Below are 24,096 nucleotides of genomic sequence, written 5' to 3' on the forward strand. Positions count from 1 at the left end.
TAGAATATTGGATAGTACGATAAAACTAATAAATGGTAACAGTTGGGCTGATTGTTCATTAGTTAAATTAGCAATTGAATATGACAAAATAGAAGTTATCGTTACAAGCGATGAAAATAATAATGAAGTTAAGATAATTTGTAAGGATTACATTGGTTTTTCATACGTTGGTCACTGGGATGAGTCAGTAATAAAAGATATAAATGTTGAGACAAAAGGAAGTCTTATTGAAGCATCTATACAAACTATAAAACAACACTATGGTGAAAAACCTTTACCTGGTGGAGGAACTAAAAATATTATAGATAAATGGTATCAATTAAATATAGAACTAATTGATGGTAATAAAATCAAAATTGCATGTAAGGAAATTGAGAATTAAGAGTGTTAGAAACTAATAATTAATGCAATCAATTTGGGCGGTTATCGTTAAAGATAACCGTCTTTTTAATGGTTTAGAAAACCCCTGGCTATGCAGGGGGTTCCAGAGAGCTTATAGCGTGGTAATAAAAAAACCTCACTTCATGGTAGGATAAAGTTGGTTTCCCGACCACTTTATCTCCCCATAGAAGGAGGAGTGCCCTATGAAGGACATGAACAGTTTAGCACACACAACATGGAATTGTAAGTATCATGTTGTATTTGCCCCAAAATATAGAAGACAGATCATTTATGGAAAATATAAAAAGAGTATCGAACAAATTATCCGGGATTTATGTGAACGGAAAGATGTGACGATACACGAAGCAAATGCTTGTCCAGATCATATTCATATGTTGGTAAGCATCCCACCCAAATTAAGTGTATTTATGGGCTATTTAAAAGGGAAGAGTAGCCTCATGATATTTGATCAGCATGCCAATTTGAAATATAGATACGGGAATAGTAGCTTCTGGTGTCGAGGGTTCTATGTCGATACAGTCTGCAGCAATAAAAAACAAATACAAGAATACATTAGAAATCAACTGAAAGAAGACTATATGGCTGATCAGTTAACATTATTCGAAAAGTATGACCCATTTACAGGAGAGAAAAATCGAAAGAAATAAAGGAATTCTTTAGAATTAGTGTGTGAATGTGGTGCAAGTGGGAAACCCTTTCGGTGGGCCTTTGAGGCCGAGGCCGGTAACAAAGGTTTTCAGCCGCAGAGCAAACCACCAGTTCACACTGGTGGTTTTGATTTAGTGGTATAGGGTAACTAATAAACTATTTTTTATCCATAGATTAGCAATAACCTATGTAAACTCTAAATGATATCTAAATAAATTATATTGTATGCACATTGACTTTAAAATGTATAACCTAATTATGTTTTTCATTACATTAAAAAGGCGCGTATTATCATCAGTTATCACCACTTGTATTTTACATTTTCCTACCCTCGTTTTCTCCCTGCCTTTTATTTAAAAGGGTTAGTAAAATCTCTAGGGATGGAACTTGAAACGATGACAGGTATTGATACAGTCACCGCTTCCGCTTTAATTTCTGAAATAGGAGACATTCATCGTTTCTCTAATTCTAATAAACTTGCACGTTATGCAGGAATTGCCCCTGATTATTCGGTTCGGGCGGTAAGGAAACGTATCAGAAAAGTTAACCAGGCAACAGAAATCTTCATCATATCTTTTATAACCTAGCTGTCCAACAAGTACAAGTAAGTAAGGGGAGTAAGACACCACGTCATCCTGTGTTTTACGAGTATTATCAGAAGAAGCTGTGTCAGAAGGTAAAACAAATAAACAAGCCCTTATATGTATCATGAGAAGGCTTGTGAACATCATTTATGGCATGATGAAGAATAAGACAGCATATACCATGCTTGAACAAGTAGAGAAGAAAGCTAGTTAATGGATAAAGGTGGCGGTTATTCAACTGTCACCTTATCTCATGTATAATTTAAGAAAGAACTAAGGGTACGGGTAAAATTGGTTTCTCTTACACAAGTAAGATTTCCGAAAAAATGGGAAAAAGAGGTTGGAATGATAAACTCATTGATAAAACACTAAATAAACCTTATAGAACAGTTGAAACAAGAGATACACGCTGGACAAAGAATGGTAAATTAGATGATCCAGCAACGGCTTATATAAGAAAAGATGGAAGCTATGTTGTCAGAAATGACAAAACAGGAGATATTGTTCACGTAAGTGATAGAAATGATCCTAACTGGGTCTCTCCCTGGGATTAATGGGAGTGAAGCTATATGCCTAAAAATAGCAATAGTAGTCTTTTTGAAAAATTTTCTTTGTATGGTAAAATTTCAAATGAAGAACTATATTTACCGATTCGGAAAACACCTGAATTTATAGCAGAATGCAATATGAGACGATTAGCTATTATTGGTGTGGAATTTTACCATTTATCTGGTGACAAGATATTGCCAGTTACTCCAATAAGTGATATAGACTTAAGCGACATCACTAATGGTGTGGATGATTGGCAGTACGCATTAGTTGAATGTAATAAAATGGTGAGTAAAATAATTAATGAAAAGATATTAGGGGATGACTCTTTATATTGTAGCTTTATTGTAATTGACGAAAAAGAGTTGAGAAATTAGTGATTTAAACCCTCATGGGATTTTTCTTTTGAGGGTTATTTTTATGTAAGTGTTGCAATTCCCTTTATGTAATCATGCTATAAAACAGCCTTGATAACATAGAATTTAATCCTTTACAGTTACACAAACCTATAACATTTTTAAATTTCTGGTACACCTATTTTTTAGGAGTGGGCCGGGGCATATCAATCACAAAAGCTTAAATTTCAAGCAAGGACATTTTATGAAATGAATGGATATAAGGTTGCAGGGGAAAAAAAGGATTATCCCCCAGGTACCATGGTAAAATCATTAGTATAAGGAACTTCTTATTGAGATAGAGAGGGCGAATTCAGTAAAATAGCGATCGCTCTATACATAGCTTATGAGAATATTATTTGGTGTAACGTGTTTCACTATTCTTTTTTCCATATGTACTGTCGTAAACACATTTCATAGAAGTTATTCCGTTAAAGGGCGCTTTCGCGGAATTAAGAAAGCGCCTACTATTGCTTTCTAAGGCTATATTGAGAATATTGCGTTGGTGATAAGAAAACAGAATGAGTAACGCAGGAAATTAATGTTATTTACACATTGCTACGGGGGGGGGGACGTATGAAAACTCACTATTATTTAGGTTGGTTTAGCAATTTTTTTGAGAGAATCTGGGCAGGGTTTTACAGGAGGATATAACTGATAGAAAATCGCTTGCTATGATTAGCTCGAATCCATTTTTTTATGGTGATGATGGTGCTACTGAACGCTCGTGGCTTGACCAGGCCGGCATTATGTTTGATGAATATCATTTAATTAATTATCGCGTACAGAAGGAAGATGCCCAAACGTTAATTCAAAATGCTTCAGTCATTTTCTTGTTGGGTGGAAATACTCTTAAACAAAATGGTTTTTTGATGGAATATGAGTTGCCGGAATTGATTAAAAAAAGCAGAGCCGTTGTGATGGGAGCAAGCGCTGGTGCGATCAACATGTCCGCTAAATGGTTATGCTCGAAAAACTTTGGATATAAAGTTGAAATAAGCTCTGTTTACGACGGAATCGGCCTTGACGATTTTTCCGTCCTGTCTTATTTTGATCTTGAAAATAACATTGCGATGGTTCAAAGCGAACTGTCTCCCTTATCGGAAGAAATGAATATTTATGCGTCGAACAAAGATTGCGCTGTACGTATAAAGGGAGACAAAATCGACATTTTTGGCAATGTATATTTAATTTCCCACTCAAAGATTCAGAAATTGGATGAGACGCTTTAGTTGTGGTGAATGGCTATGGCTTAATTGTATCAATTTCTTTATGCAAAGCTCTTTTAGTGAAGGAGAACTACGCAAAATAGGATTGTTTCTTCGTTATCCAGAAAGCATAGATGTGCAGAACGGTCTTAAGCAATCGGGCGCAATTCAAGAATATTGGATTGTGTCCAATGTTCTGTTAACGGGGGCAATTGTGGCATAAAGTAGCTGCTCCTTTACTTAAAATTAGGTGGATTTTAGAATAAAAATGCAGTAACAATTAGTTTAGTAGGGGTTGCGATTGTTTATGAAAAGGCTATTAATTATGACAGTTGGTAAAACACATAGCGGGAAGACTACTTTTGCGAAAGAATTAGAAAAGAAAATATCTAATACAGTTGTAATAGACCAAGATAACCATGCAGAATTTCTCCATTCTTACTACCAAGCACTAATACCAAAACAAGGACCTAATTTGATTAAATATGCCATAACAAGAACTATTGTTGATTATGCAATTAATGAGACTGATTGCCACATAATTCGTTGTAACTCAAATCGAAACGGTAAGGATCGTTTAAAATGGCTTAGTCATTATCATAAGAAAGGCTTCATTAGTATTCTCGTGAATTTTAATATTCCAGAACATATCCTTAAAGAACGTATTGCGAACAGTAAGCGAAATATGAATATAATCAGAGCTTTTTCAACTTTTGAGGAAGTCCTAGTTCAACAAATTGAGGAATCAAATAATGGAGATATAATGCCCCCAACAAAAGGGGAAGCAAATCATTTATTTACGATTAATAATTCTAGTGAAGTGGATTATGTAATCGAAAAAATTAGGGATATCGCACAAAGTCCAACATGATTATGTATTCAGCAATCGGGGGTTTTTCTTGAATAAAGCATTAGATGGGTTATCTTGAAATTGTATTTGAATATACCCAACTAAACACACCATAAATATCAAGTTTCATTTTGTCATATCAGAGGACATTAAACACCATGATTTAAACCTGTTTAATGTCCTCTGATGTTAATTATCGAAATCATGATTAAATTTATAAAAAAAACTATAATATTCCTTGACAGGAATATTCCTGTTAGGGTATATTATAGTCAAAGAATAAATACAAAATAAAGGTTGGTGTTAAAATGAAAAAATGAATACTAAAATTTTGAGCGCTCTTGCGGAACCCAGTAGATTACGCATTGTTGAATTACTTCGTGACGGTCCTCTTACCGTAGGGGAAATTGCAGATCGGCTTCACATACGACAGCCACAAGCGTCAAAACATCTCCGCGTGCTATATGAAGCAGGAATAGTGGAATTTTATGCTGAAACCAATCGCCGCATATACAAGCTACGGTCGGAGCCTTTCAAAGAATTAAATTCTTGGTTGGACCAATACCGCGCACTATGGGAAGAGAAATTAGATAGTTTAGATCGTTATTTGCAGGAGTTGCAAAAGAAAAAAGAGGAATGAAACATAAGTGACAGTCAACAAAACGATTTTATTGTTCGATGTGGCATGTGAAAAAAACTTTTGGAGGAATTAAAATGTCTGCTAAAATTGAAATCACTCGTACTTTCGATGCTCCACGTGATCTTGTGTTTAAAGCTTTTACCGAAAAGGAACATCTTTTAAACTGGTGGGGTCCAAAAGGATGGACACTTGATGTTACTAAACTAGAACTCCGCCCGGATGGTGTCTTTCATTACAGCCAGAAATCTCAAGATGGCAACGTTATGTGGGGGAAATTTGTTTTTAATGAAATTGAATCTCCAGAGAAACTTGTTTATACCAATTCATTTTCTGACGAGGAAGGAAATATCGTACCTGCTCCTTTTAACGCTAACTGGCCATTAGAAATTCAGAATACATTGACGTTCATCGAGCATGATGGCAAAACAACACTTACAATGATTGGTGTTCCGGTCTTCCCTACTGAGGAAGAAGTCAAGACCTTCGAGGAATCACAAGAAATGGTACAAAAGGGGTTTGAAGGAACCTTCGATCAATTAGCCGATTATCTATCAAAGGTACACACTTAATATTTTAAAGAAAAACACCGACTATGCGGTGTTTTTCTTTACTAGGGTATAACTAGTTTAAAACTCTTAGTTCAAGTTACATGAAAGAATCGCATTTAAATGGAGATTTTTCGATCTCCCCGTAATCAATTCTATTAGAATTTGTAGTCTAAAATCTACTTAGGAGGAAAATAACAGATGAATCCAATATTAAATCAAATCGGAACAACATTTATTCCTGTTAGTGATATTGGAAAAGCACGTAATTGGTATTGTGACATATTAGGGTTATCAGCAGATGGTGAAATATTATTTGGTCATTTATACATATTGCCTATGGACGGAACAGATATTGTATTAGATACTAAGATTTTTTCAGAGGATAATATCTTTAAAACTCCACCTTTTCATTTAAATACTAATAATATTGAACAAGCTTTTGAGTATATGAGGGGAAAAAACGTAGAAATAACTACAAAAATTAAAAATAACCACTGGTTTAATTTTAAAGATCCAGATGGGAACCATTTAATGATTTGTCAATGTTAGTTATTTAATAATAGGGGGCGATTGCCGTACAAGGTGATCGCCTTTCTCTTACTGAAGGCAGCAGTTTAGTTTAAGAAGTATTGGTTAAATTATTATACTTTCTTTGCTAAGCCTTTGAAGGTAATTTGTTATTTTAAAAGGGAGAGAAAAGTAATGTCTCAATCACTCATCTTTGATATGGATGGAACACTATTTCAAACAGATAAGATATTAGAATTATCACTTGATGATACTTTTAACCATTTACGGTCACTAAATAAATGGGATACAGTAACCCCTATTGATAAATACCGTGAAATTATGGGTGTACCTTTACCAAAAGTATGGGAAGCTTTGTTACCTAATCATTCCAATAAAGTAAGAGAACAAACTAATGCTTATTTTCTGGAAAGATTAGTTGAAAATATAAGAAGTGGGAAAGGTGCTTTATATCCTAATCTAAAGGAAGTTTTCAGTTATTTGAAAGAGAATAATTGTTCAATTTACATAGCAAGTAATGGTTTAACGGAATATTTAAAAGCAATTGTGAGTTATTATAATTTGGATAATTGGGTTACTGAAACATTTAGTATCCAAAAAATTGAATCGTTGAATAAATCAGACTTAGTTCAGAGTATTATAAAAAAATATGGTATTACCAATGCAGCAGTAGTAGGAGATCGCCTATCGGATATAAATGCAGCTAAAGATAATGGTTTAGTTTCAATAGGATGCAATTTTGATTTTGCTCGAGAAGATGAACTTTCTCAGGCTGATATGATAATTGATAATCTAATTGAATTAAAAGCAATTTTAGCTGAATTAAATAGATAGCATATTGAATGGGGGTATCTGAAATAAGATATGCCTCTTTTTCGATGGGAAATAATCCTTGAGTAAAGTTTGTTTATTTGAAATAATTGGTATTTTACAAGTGTGTAGGATTACGGAGGTTTCTATGTATACATACAACTCATTTGAAACGTTAAGAGCATTTACTTTGTTGCGACCTATCTTCGCCATATTTTTAATAGCAATTTTGACTGTCTTTGCAATTATTGTGATACCTAAATTAAGGAGAATGGCTAATGGTTTATCTGTGGTCGGGCTATCAGTAATTTCGGTAATTGCATCTGCTCAATTACTATATTATCATTCAATAATCGTTGATGAACTTGGTTTAGGATGAGATAAAATTATTACATATATGTTCTTGGTTATTTTAATCTTTGGTATCATTAACCCAATCATTTATTTTAGTCGCAAACCTAGAATCCTAGATTAATTTTCCATATAAGGGGGCGATTGCTGCATAAGGTGATCGCTTTCATTTACTCGAGAATTGGCATTATAATGTAATAAATTGTGAAGAGTATATTAAAACTTATATGAGAGATTTGTTCGATATGGTGGTGTGTATTTTGCAAAAATGTGAAAATTGCAACAAGCAATTTAGCTGGAGTCACATCTATAATTCGTTTTGGTGGGCATATAAACGCATTGAATGTGGCAACTGTAATACGAAACACAGTATACGTATTTCTGGTAGATTCATATTTGTTTCTCTAACAATTCTACCAATGTGGATATTTGGTTTCTTCCTTTCCCCTTTTAGTAATATTTTTATAACTATTGGAGTAGGACTCGCTATATTGTTAGTGGGCTCTTTGTTTACACCATATGTAGTAAAATATAAAAAAATTTTGTGAGAAAGAATACTTAAACTCAATGGGGTGTTGGTTTATGAAGGTTACGCCTCTTATTCCAGAATACGAAAGGGGGCTTATCTGAAGTAGGATAAGCCTTCTATCAATCAATAAGATCTGTTAATTTCATATAATTGACTTTAAGCAAAAGAACAGTTTAATGGGGGAAGGCGAATAAATGAAAAGTAAATATATTTTATGTTTTGTGGTTTTTGTACTTTTGAGTGCTTGTAATGAAACAAGTAATAATGACGTCAAACAAAATATTAAATCAATACAGTATGAATTTAAAGAACCAACTAATTTCCCTTTTGAAGTAAATGATGTATCGACTTCAATTGATATTGGCCCAGTCGATTATCTTCATCAATTCATCTTCTACTATCGTAATAAGGAATCAACCCAACAAATTAAATATATTTTGAGCAAGATTTTAAACGAACCTAAGGAAAATGATTTTTCAAGAGAAGATAAAACTGAGTATAAACTAAAAAATGGAATATCGGCATATTATGAAGAAAATGAAAGAAACCAATCAATATGGTGGAAAAATGATGATGGAACTGTAGGCAGGTTTGTATACTACATAAATGGGAATTCCCGTGATTTAGGTGAATACAAATTAGAAGCTGAAGAATTGGTTGAGTTAGCTAACCAAGTTCAGTAACAATATTAAACAATCGGGGGCTTTTCTGAAATAAGGATAGTGTCATTCAGTATAGTTGAAGATTGCTTGTGGATTCGCAGCTCTTTTCTGTGCTAAGGGCAGAATAGTTAGGCAAAACAATACCTTGGGGTTTATGCTTACGGGGAGGAGAGGTAGTTTGAAAAATAAAACCGTTATCATTATTACTTTTATTGTTATTGTGGTGTTAGGTTTTACGATGTTTTTAAAAATGAACCCACCTCTACATAGTTCAGGACAAAGTTTAAATAAAGAATTAAATCCATTCACGTTTGTTGCTGAAATAGATAATAAAGGATTTGCTGATATAAAACTGAAAGAGATTTTAGTAAATTCTAATGAAAATGCTTACAAAGTTGAACTTGGTATAAGTCGTTCAAATGGTCTGATTACGATTTCAGAGGTTCGGGATACAAGTGAAGGGATTAGCTTTCATGAAATAAGTGATTATCCGATAAAAACACCCCCTGAAAGCAAATATGTTGGAGATTTTGATACCATTAGACATTATGCAATAGTGGTTTATTATAACGAAGGTGTAAAAGATATTACTGTAAAATATAGTTACTTAGGTATTCCTTTTGAAAAAAAGATTGCGGTTACACAAAGTGACGGATAAGCTAATTAAGCGAACGGGTGCAATTGCCGAAGATACTCATATAGTGATTTCGAGCATTTCCATTATTCAACACTTGGGTAGTTTAATTGAACACGGAATTGGAATGACACCTTAATTAGTGAGCTATCTACAACACGCCGCAAATGAATTTTGACCAATGGGATTATCTACTAAAGGGATTAAATTGGAGGGAATAGAAAATGGATGTAAAGACACTTTTGTTACAACAATGGGCAAGTTGCTTAGATGAAAAAGACTGGTTTCCCCCACTTGAAAAAGTGCTAGAGGATATTACTTTTGAACAGGCAATTTTGAAACCAGCTGATGGGGCAATGAATTCCATTTGGGAATTAGTTTGTCATTTACTTTTCTATAAAAAGAGATTTCTGATGCGATTTCTTGGTGAAACAGCGAATGAACCACAGGCAGAAAATAATGAATCTACATTTCGATTACCAACTGAGACGTTAGAAAATTGGAAGGAAACAAAACAAGAATACTTTTATGTTCATCGTGAACTTGGAAAAATACTAGCAAAATCAGAACATGAAAATTTGTATAGACAGATCCCAGGAGAAGATAATTCATTAGTGCTTGAACTGAAGAGTTTAGCAATGCACGACGCATATCATATTGGGCAAATTGTATTCCTTAGTAAAATGCAAGGAGCTTGGCCAGGGAAACGCAGCTTTTAATAAAGCTTCATTAGCTTTACAGTTATACCATTATCGGGGGCATATCTACAATAAGTGGATACGGCTTTCTGATAACTATTAGTTTAATAGTGATCCTTCCCAACATGTAAAATATAGAGAAGATATGGTATTTTTACTAAAAGAGAATATTCCTTATTTTAAAAATAAGGATTTTCAAATCACAGAAGGCGAGTGGAAATTGAGGATGATTGCGCAAAGAGAGTCTGCACACAAGAGATTTATATCAACGGTTTGGAATTAACAAACTTATATACTCCTATTGATGAAGAGCAATATGATGGAGAAAGATTAAAGATATATTACTTACCCCATACAAAATTAATCATGAAAATAATGGTACCGTTCTAATGTTTCATTATCCTCTTACATGAAACATTGTAAAGAAATTCGTTATTACGACGGGGGCGATAGCTGCACAATGGTTATCACTAATTGTGATAACCAAGGCAGAAATGTTGTAAAAGGCTGGGGCGAATTTAAGTGATAATGTTATTCCGGTAGGAGGGTTAAAAATGATTCGCGAACTTGATAAAGCTGAATTCTATAAATGCGAAAAGTTAATTAATGATGTGGGACATTTAGAAGTTAAAGCGATAATAGAAGGGAATAACCCAGGTCGAATCTTTGTAGATCATATCGATTCTCCTAAAACAGGACTTATCTGGTTGGGTAATAATGATGGTTTTTTCTTTATTGGAGATGAAGCAAATGAGATATTTAATAACCATATAAATGATTTTATTGATAAGGTAATTTTTCCTGAAGCAAAGAAGCTGAGATTAAATAATTTTATAGCAATTGGTAATCATTCAAGGTGGGATAAGACGATAGAGAGGACCTTTGAACATCGTCACACGCAGAAATCTAATCAAAATGTTTATAAGTTGGCAAAAAGTCATTATAAAGATAATAATGAACCTTCGATTAAACAAGATTATAAAGTATTAAAAATCACCAAAGAACTTTTTGAGAATAAGAACAATTATCTTGAAAGCATAGGATTTTTACGCTCAAAAATATCAGAATTCTGGTGTTCTCCTGAGAATTTTTTTCTAAAGGGGAATTGGTTACTGTATTGTCTACCAAAATAAGATTGTGAGTTTATGTTTTTCAGGATTTGTAGCTGAAAATGTTCACGGTATAGATATAGAAACAATAGAGGATCATCAGGGGAATAAATTAGGTCAGAAGGCCGCCCACTGTGTTGTGAAAGACTGTGTGAGTAAGGGTATGATTCCATATTGGGATTGTGAGGAGACAAATAAGCCATCTAATATAATTGCTAAAAATATAGGATTAGACAATTATTTAAATTATTTAGTGTGCATTTTTCCGATTGATTAAACTTGATGTGTTATTCAATTAACGGGAGGCGTTAATCTAAGAATGGTTACGCCTCTTTTTGTTTAATATCTAACTATTGAGCAGTTATGTTCAAGAAGAGGGTTTATCCACGAAGTCGGGAAATGATTTATTTAAATATAATTAGATTACAGTTTAGGAGTGGTTTTACCAACAAAAAGACATTGTTTTACATATCTATTGTCGTTGGAATATTAGTGTTGCTTTATTTAATGACTAATACTTTTTGGGCATTTTTATTTGGAATTTTGATTGAGTGGAAAGCCTTAAGAAATATTATGCAAGGCAATATAAAAGTAAATTGGCTGTTTATTCCTGCGATTTTCTTAGCGATTGTATGTTTCATTCCAAGGTTATACTGGAGCATTTGGTTTGGGTTAGCAAATCCATTTTACATCGAAATGTTCAAAATGGCTGAAACTCAAATACTGCTTACAGCTTTGTCGGGTATTTTATTGGTACGATCATTTAATAAACATTGATGTTATTAAAGGGGCGATTGCGGCAGAAGGTGATCACCTTTACTTACTAGAATTGGGAGGTTAAGGGTCGTGTTTTATGAAGAAATTAAATCTGCATACATCCAGCCTAATGTAAAAGTGCTATTATCTTTTGCTACCCCGGAAAAGAACATTGCAAGAGAGTATAACCTTTATATACATTCACCTGTCCGAGAATAGTAAGAATACGACTTCAAAATGAGATTATAGGTTGTAATACGAATCGCTGTAAAATAAAACATATTCAGTTTACTTTTATATTCCCGATTATTTTTAGTCATACATAATTTATTAACCCCATAAAATGATATATCTAGTTTATATGGGGAGTGTAAGGATGGGTGAATATCAAGTAACAGAAGCAATGCTTGAAAAATTTTATAGGCTTAATCAAAAGAAAAAGGAAATTGAATCTGCCATGAAGGAAATGAAAAAGCAATTCCATAATTACTTTGATGAGACGGTAGGCGAAAATGTTAAAGGGCAAGTAGCAGTTGGTGATTACATATTACAAAGGCAAGTTAGAGCAATTGAGAAATTTAATGAAGCAAAGACGGTAGAGAAATTAGAGGAATTAAAATTAGAAGATTTAATGGTGAAAAAACCGGATATCGACAAAATGAAAGCAGCGATTAACCTTGGTATTTTAAAGGAAAATGACCTAGAAGATTGTCGGGTTATCAATATTTCTCCAGCTATCTCAGTAAAAACTAAATGAACAATTAAATTATATTCAAGAAATAGGACTATCCTTCAAAGTAGGTACTTTGTTGTCTTTAACTTAAGTATAACTTGAACTTTTATAGTTGAAAAATAAAAACCACTCAAAGTGGTTTTTTAGTCTCGCATTGCTCCTGCCTCTCGGGAAGTCATTGCACCTTGTCCTCGGCTTACATCTTTTTGAATTTCTTGTTTTACTTTTTGTGCATCCGTTCCAGCACTTTCAGGTTTCATCATAGAACCCATACTCTTTTTAGCATTTTTATCCTGTTGCATGCAAGTCCTCCTAAATTTATTGTTTAACAATCTTATTATTTACAAAAATCACAAAGTTATTACCTAAGTATTTGAGCGGATTTTCTTGAAGAAGGAGAATAACGGGTTCCGTCTTGGAGTACACACAGTATAAATTCACACATCAAAACGCATGCGATTTCACACAAGAAAGACACATGAATTCACACCCAAATTCGCAGGGTAAGAAATAAATTATGTAGCGTGTGTGATTCTGCTGTGTGATTTGTATTGTCGATTTTGTATGTGGATAACAAAAGCCGCTAGAAAAATATGTTGAAATATAAATATCAATCATTACTGATCGGGCCATTGAGTTGAATAAGTTTTAAGGTTCCTTAATATTCTACATCTAAAGTTGTAGGGAATTTAAAACTATTCTCGGAGGTAATAATTAAGTAGGAATGTAAAAATAAATATATAGGAGCATTATCGTTAAGAAACTTAAGAAATGGGGTTAAAAATGATCAAAGGATTGTATGAGGCACATCTACCAGTAAGTAACATTGAAAGGTCAATAGAATTTTATCAAAAATTAGGATTAAAGTTAGCTTATAAAGGGAAAAGGGTTACATTTTTCTGGATAGAAAAGGGAAAGAGTTGGTTAGGTCTATGGGAATGTGAAGAGACACAAATACCCTATCATCCTTCAATAAGACATTTAGCTTTCTATGTAGATCTTGACGATATTAAAAAAGCTAAAGTATGGTTAGAAAAAAGAGGGATAAATGTTAAAGAAAACTTTGGTTTTTCTCAGGAACAGCAACCGCTTGTTCTTGCAAATAACCCACATACTCACGCCGCAATATACTTCCAAGATCCTGACGATAATTCACTGGAATTTATTTCACCTCTTGAGCTAGATAGTGAGGAAGTTTTCGAAATGATGGAATTGAAGGATTGGTATAATCAAAAAGAACGTTATTAGTTACCAGTATGCTTAATTAATATATAAGGCAGTGTACTATAGTCGTAGCGATAGCTCTTTGGTATTCTTGTGCTAACGGGTGCTTTACCTTAATACGTTCTTCAGCAATCGGGGCCAGATTGTAGAATAACATCTTCACTGACTGGGTCCGTCAGGGGAGTTGTTTTATTATTATAGATAATGTTTTAGCTATTCCTAATGTCTGAATATTAGTAACTTGAGGTGAGGTGAGTAAGCAAATGAACCTAGAACTGATGGATATTTTTCGCATGGAATATGACTTTAGTTGGGATACTGAGACCTGGTTTTTACCTTTAGAATCTGCTCTTGAGGGTTTGAATTCCACAGATGCAAGCTGGCAACCCCCTGGAGGAGGGAATACAATTTGGCAAACTGTGAACCATCTAAATTATTACAACGCTCTACTTGTTAGACAAATCAATGACACAACTCCTAGAAAAAAGGCATCTAATAACAAGGCTACATTTGGAGATATCGGGGAACCAGCGGATTCTAAATGGAAGGCAGTCTTGTCACAGAATACATTTGGAGATATCGGGGATCCAGCAGATTCTGAAAAATGGAAGGCAGTCTTGGCAGAAACACGCCTAATTTGTGAAAATTTGCGTAAATCACTAGCACAAGTTAATGACAGTCAACTGGAAGAGGAACTTGTTGGGGGTTTGGCTCGTCAAATTTTGCACAACGTATACCATATAGGGCAAATTGTATTAATTCGCAAACAACAAGGCTCTTGGCCAAAGGAGCGAGAATAATTTACATATTCTCCTATAGGGCGCAATTCAAGAATATTGGATTACGTTCATTGTTCCGAGGGGGCTTATCTGCTATAAGGGTATGGCCCTTTTCTTATGAAATAAATTATTGAGTTAGATCTAATAGTTTGAAATAATTGGTATTATACAAGTGTTCGGGATTATAGAGGTCTCTATGTACACATACAACTCATTTGAAACATTAAGAGCATTTACTTTGTTACGACCAATCTTCGCCATATTTTTAATAGCAATTTTGATTGTCTTTATAATTATTGTTGTACCTCAATTAAGGAGAAAGGCTAATGGTTTATCTGTGGTCGGGATATCAGTAATTTCGGTAATTGTATCTGCTCAGTTGCTATATTATGATGCCAATTTCCGTCTTCAACACTAGGGTGCGAAAATTGATGAACAATAATGATTTTGCCTAATCTCTTATCCGAGATTCTGTGCAATATTCTGGAATAGAATAGAGAATTGTATAGTTTGGAGAGTTGATATGAAATATTTTGAAGAAGCCAAAACAATTTGGAAAAAGTATGTACCAAAGAGTGGTCAAGCAGATACGGTTGAAGGTGAGCTGCTCAGAGCACTCGAAAAACTTAGGTATGAAGCACAAAACAACGGAAATGGTAACTGGGATGAGGGCTTTGAACGATTTTGTACGTATCTTTGGGAAACCTTAAATGACAATAGCACTTTTAATAAAGCAGTGATACAAGACATAAAAGCAGATATTGACAGAGTATATAATTATCAAGAACCATATCTAGAAGATGATCTATATGACAGAATAACCGACCGTGTGATTGAATTGAGTCTTTCTCAGAACGGACCAATAGTGAGAGAGAAAGATCCCAGCCAATTTAGATAGTCAGCTTCAGTAAAAGGGCGCGTTTAACGAGCAACGCGTCTTTTGGTATGATAATATGAAACTTTTTTCAGGATTTATTCGTATCCAATCATATATGGATCGCGGGGTGCTATTGATGGCAATTGTAATAAATATAGTATTTGCAATCTTAATTGTTATGGGGATCGGGGTTGCATTTTATTACCTCATTAAGAATTTTAGAGACAAAAAAAGAGTGGTTCCAGTATATGGGTTGTCCTATAGTGGAGAGTATACTCAGAAGAATTTTTGGACGAATGAGATTATTATTTTGGTCATTATAACGCAAGGGTTTGGACTATTGAAGTTATCAATGACAGTGAATATTTTGATGATATGTTTTCTCGTTATACTTACTGTCCTCTATTTTACACAGATCTGGCGCGGTGCGATTGGAAAAAAAGGTGTTGTATCGGCGACTAAATTTTACAACTGGAAACAAATTGATACTGTTGATTGGATTACAGGACTTCAAGCTGAAAATCCTGGATATCCAAGCTGGGGATTGGTTCGTTTTTATATAGGGCACCATTATGTGGAGTTCGTGATCAAAAAAAAGATAGAGGATGAAGTACGTACTTTTGTAGAGGAACAAATGGAGTTTGCAAAAGTAAATTAGCCTATAGAATTGTTTTACTTAAAGGCTGTTTCTTAGAATATGTACAGATTCATGCATTTTTTATTCAACAAAACAGGCGCAATTCTAGAGTGTTGGATTGCGCTCGTGATTCCATTATACTAGGGGACGTTAATCTAAGAAGGATAACGCCCTCACGTTATTTATGGATGGAGAATAAATTTCCAATAAGCTAAACAGATAAAAGCACAAAACCAAGAAATAAATCCAAAAACGGTGACAATTGTATTTTCAGACCACCCATATTTTAAGCCATAGTGAAAGTGGATCGGTGTCATTCTGAAGATACGTTTACGTGTAAGTTTAAATGAAGTAACTTGTAATATAACCGAAAGTTGTTCAGCAAAATATATAAAGAATAAAATGGGAATTAGAATTTCCACTTTCTCAATAATGGCAAGAAATGAAAGTGATCCCCCTATCGCTAATGATCCTGTATCCCCCATGAAAGCTTTGGCAGGATATAAATTATAAATGAGAAAACCGAGTAAGCATCCAATCATAATTAAACAAAAAAGTTGCACCTCTGTTTTGTCTGAAATTACAAAAAAGAAAAAATATGTAGGGATTGCAACAACTCCCAAAAGACCGTCCAAGCCATCCGTAAAATTAATAGCATTTGCAGAACCAACAACAAATAAGGTGATCACAATGGTATATACCACCATTGGAAGATCAAAGGAGAAATTTTTATGAATACTAATAACGGTGTCTACACCTAGTTCGTTAATCACGTAGAAAAGCAAAGCACCAGTAAAAAGAAATTGTAAAACAAGCTTGGTCTTACCCGACACCCCTAGGGGATCTTGGCGTGAAGCTTTCCAAAAATCATCCAAAAAACCAATAAAACTAAATAGAATGTAAGTAATTGACAAGAAATACATTAATGGCGTAGGTGAAGAAAATATGGATACGATAATTCCTACAAAAAGAATCATCCCAAACATTAACGGAGTACCTTTTTTTAATTGATGATTGGAAGGAAGTTCTTTCCTTATCGGTTGAAGGAGCTTTAATTTTCTTAAGATAGCAATGAATAGTGGGGAAAAAACAGAGACTAATACAAAAGCAATGATAGCTGGAATTATTTGATCACTCACTTTTTATTTTCTCCCTTTCTCTTTAATCTCTATAATAAGTTCTAAGAAGACTATTGATTTCCTCTAATTCATACAAAATATAAAAATCAAGATTAATTGAGACCAACTGATTACTATTAAATTATTTATTCAACATAAGGGGGGATATCTTTAATAGGTATGTACTGTTATTAACTTTATAAAGATAAAAATTGAGATATCAGTGTAAGTTTGGAATGATTAATATAAGATTATTAGTGATAGTTTGGGAGTGAACGGCGTTGAGCTAAGAAGGGTTACGCCTCTTTTTGTTTAATATTTAACTATCAGACAGGATTGTACTAATAAATGAGTGAAGAACTTAATGGATATTTGCATGATTTAGTAATAATTCTTCATGAAAAATATAATGAAACTTTACAAAACAACGGGAAGGAAACAGGAGGAGATAAAGCCTTTAGAGTAGGTATGAACCATGCTTATTATGATGTTTTAGCTATAATTGAATCTCAACTGATGTAAAACAAATTGGCAATATAACTCCTGACTAAATATGAAGGCTAAATTTAAATGAAGTAAAGAGTACATTATTTATTTTAACAGTAAAGAAGGAATGTCATGTCAAAAAAACTGTCTTTAAAAGAAGAAATAATAGATGCTATTGCCGATGGACCAAGGACTTTAGAGTTATTCGAGCGTTATTTAAGAAACTTTGATTTACATTTTTCAAGAGACGAAATTATAAAACAATTATCCGAATTATTAGATGACGGAATGATAATAGTTGGTTATCCCCTTAATAGCAAAGCTGAAGTTTCTAAATCTGCTGATGATAAAGAGATAAATGATTACTGGCTTGAATTAACTGAAAGAGGTCGAGAAGAACAACAAAAAATAAGCTTTTAAACAGAATAAGAGGATTAAAACGCCCTCTTATTCTATTAAACCAGCTTTACTTTAATTAGAAAGCATTAGTAAGGAAAGAATGCTAGTATCTGGAGTGATATTATGAATTATCCCGCTCGTGTTATTTCTATAAAAGATAATCTCATCAAAATTAGTGGATATATCAATGATGATTCAAAAGATAGATTATTAAAAAGATGTGATATTAAAGAAATCACTGATAATGAGTTAGTGATTACATATAAAAGTTCAGCACATGATGCATTTAGTGATACAACCTTAATTGATAAATTATTACTTATTAGAGATATCGGAATTCCATTTGGTGAAGATCATAAAGTTATTTATTCACCAGCAGAATTTATGAGAGAACTTTTAGGTCGTGGCTATAAAATTGGGCAATTCAAAACAATTAATGGCTCTCGGATAGTTAGAGAATTTGGTTAATATCTTCTTTAACGAAGGGGGCGCTGATCTAATAGAGATCCACCTCTATTTATTATGTCTACCTGTCGGGAGGGATTGCTCAAAAATAAAACATACAAATATTTGAAACCTGTGGTGTGGAATAGTGTAATAGAAATAATTACATAGGGGGAAGCATAAATGAAATTTTCTAAGAAATTATTATTAATTGCCTTTTTAATATCTGCTATAACTACTAATCTCTTAACAGGATGTAATTCAACAAATAGTGAAGATTCTTCGATAAATGAAAAGGTTGGATCAAACGAGAGGATTTATTTAGAAAATAAGGCGGTTAACACAGTTTCAGTCTCTTTTGTAGGAGAAAATAATAATGATGTTCAAAAACCTCACGTTAAATATTATGAAGATTAAAACTTAGATGCACTAAATTCATTTATAAACGCAGTAAAGAATGCAGAACAATTACCAGGTGTTGTTGATGCGGAAAAAGCTAATTTTGTTTTTGAAGTTTCATATGAAAATGGTGAAAATGAAAAATATTTCCTTGGATAAATAATATTGGTACGCAAAGCTATCTCGCCAATGAGAATAGAAGTTCTAAAATGTATGAAGTCTCTTCTGTGGACACCAAATATCTTAAGAATTTTGTTGTTAAATAAGAAATAAAAGAAATGATTACTCCATAATAGGGGGCTTATTCGTATAGGGGGGCAGCCTCTTTTTTGATGAAATTTATCATTGTGTTAAATCCATTTATTTGAAATTCTTGGTATTAAGCAAAAGGGGTATAGTTTAATCAACACGATGATTTTACCAAAGTTCAATTAGCAGACAACCTTGCTTCGGTGTTTAATAATGCATGAGTGTAACGAAGGCAGTCCCTGCTCTGTACGAACTCTGTTTGATTTTATGTATGTGGCATTTTAAAACAGGAATTCTTATTTCAACTGACCGTGAGGCATTTGTAATCCGTGAGCACTCTTTACTCATTCAGAACCGTTTAATAGCAGGAGGAAGTCTTTAGTCTAAAGGAGAAATAATATATATAAATTTCATTTAAAGGAAGTGTTTATTATTAAGGCAGTTATTTTTGATTTTGATGGCACACTGGCTGATACGTTACCGATTTGTTTTCATGCCTTTCAAGCTGTGTTTAAGGAATTTGATGATATTGACATTACAGATGGTGAGATTAAGGCTATGTTCGGACCATCAGAGACGGGGATCATTAAAGAAAATCTCTTAAATAAAAACCAAGATAGAGCGATAGAGCTATATTATGAAAAATATACTAAAAATCATCGGAACCTTGTCCCTGATAATGAGGAAATGAACAACTTACTATTATATCTAAAACGTAAGGGATATAAATTAGCGATCGTTACAGGAAAAGCGCGTAGGAGTCTAAATATTTCTTTAGAATGTCTTAATATGAAAGAATTCTTTGATGTTGTAATTACTGGTGATGATGTAAATAAACCGAAGCCGCATCCCGAAGGAATAAATAAAGCATTAAAACAGTTAAACATAGAAAACAACGAAGCAATTTTCCTCGGAGACAGTGATGCAGATATCTTGGCCGGTAAAGCAGCCGATATATATACAGTTGGCGTACATTGGTTGCTGAATTACCAAACGCAAAGGTTTAATGTAAAGCCAAATACAATATTTCGTAGCATAAAAGATTGTAGACAATTCATCGAAAACAGATCTCAACATAATATATTCAATTAATGAATGCTTCCCGTCAAGATAACTTCGAGTTTTTTGGAAGGAATGGTAAGAAATATGTTCTTTAAGTTCAGTAAGAAATTTTGGTTGATTTCAACCATTGTTGGACTTTCTTTTATGAACGTTCAAATATGGATACATCCTGAACAATACGAATCGGTCTATCAACAATTAGCTATATCGCTCTCTGTAACTGCTATTATGATTGTCATGTTTTTCGTAATCTATTTTATTGTTGATTTTTTTCAAAAACATTACAACAAATTCTAAATAAATGCTATTCGGTAAGTCGTGCTTTTTAACATTTGAGCAGGGTCTGTGCTTGGAATAATTGACTTTATCCAAGAGCACAGATAGTAGGATTTGTTCACAATTATTAGGAGGAATTACTTTGTTTTACCGAAGAAAATTTTATATTGTAAAAAATGAATTTGTCGAAGTATTTAATGCTCACTTTAACAATACAAATCTCCCTAATCAACTAAAACATGGAGCAAGATTTGTCGGTCGTTGGATGAAGGAAATCGATGATCGCACCACCGAAATCTTTGCTATCTGGGAATATGATAGTTATGGAGATTATAAAGAAATAGAAGCTAATGTAAGAAGTGATGAAGCTCATGTTAAACGTGTTCAAGACTGGTATAAACAGCATGGCGGGAAACAGCACGTATTTTCAGAATACATATCAGAAGTCAGGAATGAAGAAATAAAGTCAACAGTAAAATAAACACATATAGAGCTTATCAGGAATTAGGATTTTCATGGGCTTTAGTTGAATAAATTCTCTTTAAAAAAATAAAAGCTCAGAGCCATATCTCTGAGCTTTATGACGTGATATGAACTATGGGATTAAGGTTGAAGATTTCATTGTAGTTCAAGGGTTTTTTGAAGGTGTTCTCCAAAATATTGGACGATCTAATCGGCTCCCTTTTTCATAGTTCTTAAATTTCAGAAAAAGGAATTGACTGTTGTGATCGATGGTGGTATTATAATCTTCTTTGACTGTAAAACGTTAGGGGGGATCATAGTTGATCAGAGTTGAAGGGTTGAGCAAATCGTTCAAAGTTCCACAGCGGTCTTCCGGACTAAGGGAAGCAACGAAGGCGTTGTTCCATCGGAAGCATACGGTTGTGGAAGCATTGAACGACATTTCCTTTTCCATCGAACCTGGAGAAATTGTCGGCTATATCGGTCCGAATGGTGCTGGGAAGTCGACGACGATCAAGGTGATGAGCGGAATACTGGTACCGGATCGCGGGAAGGTTTCGATCAAAGGCTATACGCCGTGGAAGGACCGTACGGATTATGTCCAACATATTGGAGTGGTGTTCGGACAGCGTTCCCAGCTTTGGTGGGATGTTCCGGTCATCGATTCATTCGAGCTTCTCCGTGACATTTATAAAATCCCACAGGCTGAGTATCAAGCAAATCACGATCTGCTTGTGGAGACCCTTGACCTTCAAAGCCTGCTCCAGTCACCTGTCCGTCAGTTGAGTTTAGGACAGCGGATGCGTTGTGAAATTGCCGCTTCCCTTTTACATAGCCCGAGCATTTTGTTTTTGGATGAGCCGACGATCGGGCTTGATGCCGTTTCGAAAATCGCCGTCCGGCAGTTCATCAAAACGATCAACCAGGAAAAAGGCGTGACAATCATCCTGACGACGCATGATATGTTCGATATCGAAGCGCTCGCGGACCGGGTGCTGTTGATCGGAAAAGGAAGTATTTTATACGACGGAAAATTGAATGAATTAAGGAACCGGTTCGGATCGCATAAGACGATTACGGTCGATTATCGGGAGAGTGTAGGGCGTTTCGAGATTCCGGGGACGTCCCTTCTTTCGTGGTCACCCGAACGTGCAATCTTGAGCGTCGATTCGGAGCATACGATGGTCTCAGAGGTTATCACGCAATTGTCCAATCAAGTGGAACTGATCGATATTTCGGTCGATGCACAGCCGATCGAAGACATCATCGTCCAGTTGTATAAGGAGTACCAGATATGAAGCCGTATTCTTCGGTATTGAAGCTGAGGCTACTCAATGGGATGCAATACAGGTCGGCGGCACTTGCTGGGGTCGCGACACAATTTTTCTGGGGATTCATGTACATCATGATCTTCGAAGCGTTCTACAGTTCGGTGATCGATAACCCGCCGATCTCTTTGGAAGAGTTGGTCGTCTACCTATGGCTCCAGCAGTCGTTCCTTGCGTTCATCATGCTCTGGTTCCGCGATAACGAGTTGTTTGATCTGATCACGACGGGGAATATCGCCTATGAATTGTGCAGACCGTGTGGGATTTACGGTTATTGGTATGCGAAGCTTCTCGCACAACGTCTGTCGAGTGCGTTTCTTCGGTCCTTTCCGATTCTGCTCGTCGCTTTCCTTTTGCCGGAACCGTACCGGATGTCACTTCCACCTAGCTTCATCACCTTCGTCTTGTTTCTCATCACCTTGATTTTGGGATTGTTCATTCTTGTTGCGATTTCGATGTTCATTTACATTTCTGTGTTCATTACATTGTCTCCTGTCGGTTCGCTGCTCGTATTTGGTGTAATCGGAGAATTTTTCGCGGGGCTCGTCATTCCGATTCCGTTGATGCCTTCCTGGTTGAAAGAGATCGCGTACATGCTTCCGTTCCGGTTGACGGCGGACTTTCCTTTCAGGGTCTATTCGGGGCATATCCCGCAGAGTGACGCACTGGTCGGCATCGTGCTGCAACTCGTCTGGCTTCTCGTCCTCGTTTTATTAGGAAGGTATGCACTGAAAAAAGCACTGCAAAAAGTTGTTGTACAAGGAGGGTGAGAGCGTTGGGTCTTTATTTCCGTTATCTTTCCATATTGTTCAAATCACAAATGCAGTATCGGACATCGTTCTGGCTGCTCACGGTCGGGCAATTCCTTGTGCCGCTATCCCTTTTTGCCGGCTTGTATTTCTTGTTCGAGCGGTTCGGCGAGATAAAGGGCTGGGATTTTTACGAGGTGGCGCTCTGTTTTGCTGTGATCCATATGGCGTTTGCAATCAGCGAGTGCTTTGGACGTGGATTCGATTCGTTTTCGAGTCTTGTCCAACATGGGGGCTTTGACCGGGTGCTCGTACGACCAAGGAGTACGGTCGTCCAGGTGCTCGGCTCACAATTCGAGTTTACGAGATTCGGGAGGCTGCTCCAAAGTGTACTCGTGTTGGTTTGGGCATTGAACCACCTGACGATCGAGTGGAATGTGGTAAAAATTATCACGTTATGTCTGATGATTATCAGTGGCGTGTCGATCTTTGCTGGCATCTTCATTTTGGCTGCCACCTTATGCTTTTGGACGATCCAAGGTCTCGAGGTCGTGAATATTTTTACCGATGGTGGAAGGGAGATGGCCCAGTATCCGCTCAACATTTATCAGAAATGGGTTGCCCGGTTCTTCACGTTCGTCATTCCGTTTGGAACGGTGAATTACTTACCGCTCATGTACATCCTTGATAAAAGTGGTGGCAATGAACTCCTCTATATGGCGACACCGTTAGCAGGCATCGTGTTCATCCTACCCTGTTTGTTAGTTTGGAAGTTTGGTGTCCGACATTATCGGTCGACGGGGTCTTGATGCTGCACCTGGGTGATGTCACTCGTCATCCGTGTATTTTAAGCTATGAAGCAATCCAGTGATGTCGAAGGCATTCTGGTGACACAACGGGCAATTTCGATTGGGATATTCAAGCGTTTATTACGTACGTTGATGTGTTAGCGTGAACGTTTTTTGAAATGAAT

The 24,096-nt window shown here is 35.2% G+C and carries 33 protein-coding genes and 3 pseudogenes; 34 read left to right on the forward strand and 2 right to left on the reverse strand.

All coding sequences use genetic code 11. The features are described from left to right. Window positions 1–7: 7 nt before the first annotated feature. The 19 genes and pseudogenes from MOJ78_RS06205 (at window position 8) to MOJ78_RS06290 (ending at window position 12,658) form a co-directional block, all read left to right on the forward strand. Entirely contained in the window at window positions 8–382 is a 375-nt protein-coding gene (locus MOJ78_RS06205; RefSeq protein WP_304980332.1) for a hypothetical protein, read from the forward strand. Between the two features lie 202 nt (window positions 383–584). Then, complete coding sequence (tnpA, locus tag MOJ78_RS06210) at window positions 585–1,049, forward strand: IS200/IS605 family transposase (protein ID WP_304980333.1); 465 nt, start codon at window positions 585–587, stop codon at window positions 1,047–1,049. A 354-nt stretch (window positions 1,050–1,403) separates the two neighbouring features. Beyond that, window positions 1,404–1,848, forward strand: a pseudogene (locus MOJ78_RS06215) (transposase); the annotation flags it as partial. 100 nt (window positions 1,849–1,948) lie between these two features. Beyond that, on the forward strand, window positions 1,949–2,188 hold the full coding sequence (locus tag MOJ78_RS06220) for a colicin E5-related ribonuclease (RefSeq protein ID WP_304981193.1): 240 nt from the start codon (window positions 1,949–1,951) through the stop codon (window positions 2,186–2,188). Window positions 2,189–2,203: 15 nt separating this feature from the next. Further along, window positions 2,204–2,560 carry a hypothetical protein gene (locus tag MOJ78_RS06225; RefSeq protein WP_304980334.1) on the forward strand — a complete coding sequence of 119 codons (357 nt, stop codon included), beginning with the start codon at window positions 2,204–2,206 and terminating at the stop codon, window positions 2,558–2,560. Between the two features lie 594 nt (window positions 2,561–3,154). Beyond that, window positions 3,155–3,810, forward strand: a pseudogene (locus MOJ78_RS06230) (Type 1 glutamine amidotransferase-like domain-containing protein). 283 nt (window positions 3,811–4,093) lie between these two features. Next, window positions 4,094–4,657, forward strand: coding sequence for an AAA family ATPase (locus MOJ78_RS06235; protein ID WP_304980335.1), 564 nt, complete (start codon window positions 4,094–4,096; stop codon window positions 4,655–4,657). A 295-nt stretch (window positions 4,658–4,952) separates the two neighbouring features. Then, entirely contained in the window at window positions 4,953–5,276 is a 324-nt protein-coding gene (locus MOJ78_RS06240; protein WP_304980336.1) for an ArsR/SmtB family transcription factor, read from the forward strand. A gap of 74 nt (window positions 5,277–5,350) precedes the next feature. Then, window positions 5,351–5,845, forward strand: a complete 495-nt coding sequence (locus MOJ78_RS06245; RefSeq protein WP_304980337.1) for an SRPBCC domain-containing protein — start codon at window positions 5,351–5,353, stop codon at window positions 5,843–5,845. A gap of 177 nt (window positions 5,846–6,022) precedes the next feature. Then, window positions 6,023–6,373, forward strand: coding sequence for a VOC family protein (locus MOJ78_RS06250; protein ID WP_304980338.1), 351 nt, complete (start codon window positions 6,023–6,025; stop codon window positions 6,371–6,373). 153 nt (window positions 6,374–6,526) lie between these two features. Then, window positions 6,527–7,186: an HAD family hydrolase gene (locus MOJ78_RS06255; RefSeq protein WP_304980339.1), complete on the forward strand. Its 660-nt coding sequence runs from the start codon at window positions 6,527–6,529 to the stop codon at window positions 7,184–7,186. A 572-nt stretch (window positions 7,187–7,758) separates the two neighbouring features. Further along, complete coding sequence (locus MOJ78_RS20885; protein WP_370529774.1) at window positions 7,759–8,061, forward strand: TIGR04104 family putative zinc finger protein; 303 nt, start codon at window positions 7,759–7,761, stop codon at window positions 8,059–8,061. A 175-nt stretch (window positions 8,062–8,236) separates the two neighbouring features. After that, window positions 8,237–8,725, forward strand: a complete 489-nt coding sequence (locus MOJ78_RS06260) for a hypothetical protein (protein WP_304980340.1) — start codon at window positions 8,237–8,239, stop codon at window positions 8,723–8,725. 157 nt (window positions 8,726–8,882) lie between these two features. Next, a complete protein-coding gene (locus tag MOJ78_RS06265; protein WP_304980341.1) occupies window positions 8,883–9,362 on the forward strand; it encodes a hypothetical protein in 480 nt (159 codons plus the stop codon). Between the two features lie 200 nt (window positions 9,363–9,562). Further along, entirely contained in the window at window positions 9,563–10,057 is a 495-nt protein-coding gene (locus tag MOJ78_RS06270) for a DinB family protein (RefSeq protein WP_304980342.1), read from the forward strand. Window positions 10,058–10,590: 533 nt separating this feature from the next. Further along, a pseudogene (locus tag MOJ78_RS06275) lies at window positions 10,591–11,422 on the forward strand (GNAT family N-acetyltransferase). A 122-nt stretch (window positions 11,423–11,544) separates the two neighbouring features. Next, window positions 11,545–11,922, forward strand: coding sequence for a hypothetical protein (locus MOJ78_RS06280; RefSeq protein ID WP_304980343.1), 378 nt, complete (start codon window positions 11,545–11,547; stop codon window positions 11,920–11,922). A gap of 69 nt (window positions 11,923–11,991) precedes the next feature. After that, window positions 11,992–12,120, forward strand: a complete 129-nt coding sequence (locus tag MOJ78_RS06285; RefSeq protein WP_304980344.1) for a hypothetical protein — start codon at window positions 11,992–11,994, stop codon at window positions 12,118–12,120. Window positions 12,121–12,277: 157 nt separating this feature from the next. After that, the gene (locus MOJ78_RS06290) at window positions 12,278–12,658 is read left to right on the forward strand and encodes a hypothetical protein (protein ID WP_304980345.1); all 381 of its coding nucleotides are present in this window, start codon (window positions 12,278–12,280) and stop codon (window positions 12,656–12,658) included. Between the two features lie 119 nt (window positions 12,659–12,777). Here MOJ78_RS06290 and MOJ78_RS06295 read toward each other — a convergent pair whose 3' ends face one another. Beyond that, complete coding sequence (locus MOJ78_RS06295) at window positions 12,778–12,936, reverse strand: hypothetical protein (RefSeq protein WP_304980346.1); 159 nt, start codon at window positions 12,934–12,936, stop codon at window positions 12,778–12,780. Window positions 12,937–13,417: 481 nt separating this feature from the next. Here MOJ78_RS06295 and MOJ78_RS06300 point away from each other — a divergent pair, with 481 nt between their 5' ends. From MOJ78_RS06300 to MOJ78_RS06315, 4 genes are all read left to right on the forward strand, one after another. Further along, a complete protein-coding gene (locus MOJ78_RS06300) occupies window positions 13,418–13,882 on the forward strand; it encodes a VOC family protein (RefSeq protein ID WP_304980347.1) in 465 nt (154 codons plus the stop codon). 239 nt (window positions 13,883–14,121) lie between these two features. Further along, window positions 14,122–14,658, forward strand: coding sequence for a DinB family protein (locus MOJ78_RS06305; protein WP_304980348.1), 537 nt, complete (start codon window positions 14,122–14,124; stop codon window positions 14,656–14,658). A gap of 502 nt (window positions 14,659–15,160) precedes the next feature. Next, window positions 15,161–15,535 (forward strand): hypothetical protein, encoded by a 375-nt coding sequence (locus MOJ78_RS06310; protein WP_304980349.1) that lies wholly within the window; start codon window positions 15,161–15,163, stop codon window positions 15,533–15,535. A 115-nt stretch (window positions 15,536–15,650) separates the two neighbouring features. After that, complete coding sequence (locus MOJ78_RS06315; RefSeq protein WP_304980350.1) at window positions 15,651–16,172, forward strand: hypothetical protein; 522 nt, start codon at window positions 15,651–15,653, stop codon at window positions 16,170–16,172. A 161-nt stretch (window positions 16,173–16,333) separates the two neighbouring features. Here the strand turns inward: MOJ78_RS06315 and mraY are convergent, their stop codons facing one another. Beyond that, a complete protein-coding gene (mraY, locus tag MOJ78_RS06320; RefSeq protein WP_304980351.1) occupies window positions 16,334–17,290 on the reverse strand; it encodes a phospho-N-acetylmuramoyl-pentapeptide-transferase in 957 nt (318 codons plus the stop codon). A gap of 327 nt (window positions 17,291–17,617) precedes the next feature. Between mraY and MOJ78_RS06325 the strand changes: the two genes are divergently transcribed. From MOJ78_RS06325 to MOJ78_RS06375, 11 genes are all read left to right on the forward strand, one after another. Next, window positions 17,618–17,791 (forward strand): hypothetical protein, encoded by a 174-nt coding sequence (locus MOJ78_RS06325; protein WP_304980352.1) that lies wholly within the window; start codon window positions 17,618–17,620, stop codon window positions 17,789–17,791. Window positions 17,792–17,887: 96 nt separating this feature from the next. Then, window positions 17,888–18,175, forward strand: coding sequence for a hypothetical protein (locus MOJ78_RS06330; RefSeq protein ID WP_304980353.1), 288 nt, complete (start codon window positions 17,888–17,890; stop codon window positions 18,173–18,175). Window positions 18,176–18,277: 102 nt separating this feature from the next. After that, window positions 18,278–18,622: a hypothetical protein gene (locus tag MOJ78_RS06335; protein ID WP_304980354.1), complete on the forward strand. Its 345-nt coding sequence runs from the start codon at window positions 18,278–18,280 to the stop codon at window positions 18,620–18,622. A 159-nt stretch (window positions 18,623–18,781) separates the two neighbouring features. Beyond that, window positions 18,782–19,015: a hypothetical protein gene (locus MOJ78_RS06340; RefSeq protein WP_304980355.1), complete on the forward strand. Its 234-nt coding sequence runs from the start codon at window positions 18,782–18,784 to the stop codon at window positions 19,013–19,015. A 448-nt stretch (window positions 19,016–19,463) separates the two neighbouring features. Next, window positions 19,464–19,628, forward strand: coding sequence for a hypothetical protein (locus MOJ78_RS06345; protein WP_304980356.1), 165 nt, complete (start codon window positions 19,464–19,466; stop codon window positions 19,626–19,628). 47 nt (window positions 19,629–19,675) lie between these two features. Continuing rightward, a complete protein-coding gene (locus MOJ78_RS06350) occupies window positions 19,676–20,338 on the forward strand; it encodes an HAD family hydrolase (protein ID WP_304981194.1) in 663 nt (220 codons plus the stop codon). Window positions 20,339–20,452: 114 nt separating this feature from the next. Next, window positions 20,453–20,605, forward strand: a complete 153-nt coding sequence (locus MOJ78_RS06355; protein ID WP_304980357.1) for a hypothetical protein — start codon at window positions 20,453–20,455, stop codon at window positions 20,603–20,605. 121 nt (window positions 20,606–20,726) lie between these two features. Beyond that, the gene (locus MOJ78_RS06360) at window positions 20,727–21,065 is read left to right on the forward strand and encodes an NIPSNAP family protein (protein WP_304980358.1); all 339 of its coding nucleotides are present in this window, start codon (window positions 20,727–20,729) and stop codon (window positions 21,063–21,065) included. A 301-nt stretch (window positions 21,066–21,366) separates the two neighbouring features. Then, window positions 21,367–22,344, forward strand: coding sequence for an ABC transporter ATP-binding protein (locus tag MOJ78_RS06365; RefSeq protein ID WP_304980359.1), 978 nt, complete (start codon window positions 21,367–21,369; stop codon window positions 22,342–22,344). Continuing rightward, a complete protein-coding gene (locus tag MOJ78_RS06370; protein ID WP_304980360.1) occupies window positions 22,341–23,144 on the forward strand; it encodes an ABC transporter permease in 804 nt (267 codons plus the stop codon). The genes MOJ78_RS06365 and MOJ78_RS06370 overlap by 4 nt, the downstream gene beginning before the upstream one ends. Window positions 23,145–23,149: 5 nt before the next feature. Beyond that, window positions 23,150–23,932 (forward strand): ABC transporter permease, encoded by a 783-nt coding sequence (locus tag MOJ78_RS06375; RefSeq protein ID WP_304980361.1) that lies wholly within the window; start codon window positions 23,150–23,152, stop codon window positions 23,930–23,932. The last annotated feature ends 164 nt before the right edge of the window (window positions 23,933–24,096 follow it).

This window comes from Alkalihalobacillus sp. AL-G (assembly GCF_030643805.1).
Taxonomy (GTDB): Bacteria; Bacillota; Bacilli; order Bacillales; family Fictibacillaceae; genus Pseudalkalibacillus.

Coding starts and splice junctions, on each gene's coding strand:
- tnpA (WP_304980333.1), top strand. CDS start 585: ATGAAGGACATGAACAGTTTAGCACACACAACATGGAATTGTAAGTAT.
- MOJ78_RS06225 (WP_304980334.1), top strand. CDS start 2,204: ATGCCTAAAAATAGCAATAGTAGTCTTTTTGAAAAATTTTCTTTGTAT.
- MOJ78_RS06235 (WP_304980335.1), top strand. CDS start 4,094: ATGAAAAGGCTATTAATTATGACAGTTGGTAAAACACATAGCGGGAAG.
- MOJ78_RS06240 (WP_304980336.1), top strand. CDS start 4,953: ATGAATACTAAAATTTTGAGCGCTCTTGCGGAACCCAGTAGATTACGC.
- MOJ78_RS06245 (WP_304980337.1), top strand. CDS start 5,351: ATGTCTGCTAAAATTGAAATCACTCGTACTTTCGATGCTCCACGTGAT.
- MOJ78_RS06250 (WP_304980338.1), top strand. CDS start 6,023: ATGAATCCAATATTAAATCAAATCGGAACAACATTTATTCCTGTTAGT.
- MOJ78_RS06255 (WP_304980339.1), top strand. CDS start 6,527: ATGTCTCAATCACTCATCTTTGATATGGATGGAACACTATTTCAAACA.
- MOJ78_RS20885 (WP_370529774.1), top strand. CDS start 7,759: ATGGTGGTGTGTATTTTGCAAAAATGTGAAAATTGCAACAAGCAATTT.
- MOJ78_RS06260 (WP_304980340.1), top strand. CDS start 8,237: ATGAAAAGTAAATATATTTTATGTTTTGTGGTTTTTGTACTTTTGAGT.
- MOJ78_RS06270 (WP_304980342.1), top strand. CDS start 9,563: ATGGATGTAAAGACACTTTTGTTACAACAATGGGCAAGTTGCTTAGAT.
- MOJ78_RS06280 (WP_304980343.1), top strand. CDS start 11,545: ATGATTTATTTAAATATAATTAGATTACAGTTTAGGAGTGGTTTTACC.
- MOJ78_RS06290 (WP_304980345.1), top strand. CDS start 12,278: ATGGGTGAATATCAAGTAACAGAAGCAATGCTTGAAAAATTTTATAGG.
- MOJ78_RS06295 (WP_304980346.1), bottom strand. CDS start 12,936: ATGCAACAGGATAAAAATGCTAAAAAGAGTATGGGTTCTATGATGAAA.
- MOJ78_RS06300 (WP_304980347.1), top strand. CDS start 13,418: ATGATCAAAGGATTGTATGAGGCACATCTACCAGTAAGTAACATTGAA.
- MOJ78_RS06305 (WP_304980348.1), top strand. CDS start 14,122: ATGAACCTAGAACTGATGGATATTTTTCGCATGGAATATGACTTTAGT.
- MOJ78_RS06310 (WP_304980349.1), top strand. CDS start 15,161: ATGAAATATTTTGAAGAAGCCAAAACAATTTGGAAAAAGTATGTACCA.
- MOJ78_RS06315 (WP_304980350.1), top strand. CDS start 15,651: ATGGCAATTGTAATAAATATAGTATTTGCAATCTTAATTGTTATGGGG.
- MOJ78_RS06325 (WP_304980352.1), top strand. CDS start 17,618: ATGAGTGAAGAACTTAATGGATATTTGCATGATTTAGTAATAATTCTT.
- MOJ78_RS06330 (WP_304980353.1), top strand. CDS start 17,888: ATGTCAAAAAAACTGTCTTTAAAAGAAGAAATAATAGATGCTATTGCC.
- MOJ78_RS06335 (WP_304980354.1), top strand. CDS start 18,278: ATGAATTATCCCGCTCGTGTTATTTCTATAAAAGATAATCTCATCAAA.
- MOJ78_RS06340 (WP_304980355.1), top strand. CDS start 18,782: ATGAAATTTTCTAAGAAATTATTATTAATTGCCTTTTTAATATCTGCT.
- MOJ78_RS06345 (WP_304980356.1), top strand. CDS start 19,464: ATGAGTGTAACGAAGGCAGTCCCTGCTCTGTACGAACTCTGTTTGATT.
- MOJ78_RS06355 (WP_304980357.1), top strand. CDS start 20,453: ATGAACGTTCAAATATGGATACATCCTGAACAATACGAATCGGTCTAT.
- MOJ78_RS06370 (WP_304980360.1), top strand. CDS start 22,341: ATGAAGCCGTATTCTTCGGTATTGAAGCTGAGGCTACTCAATGGGATG.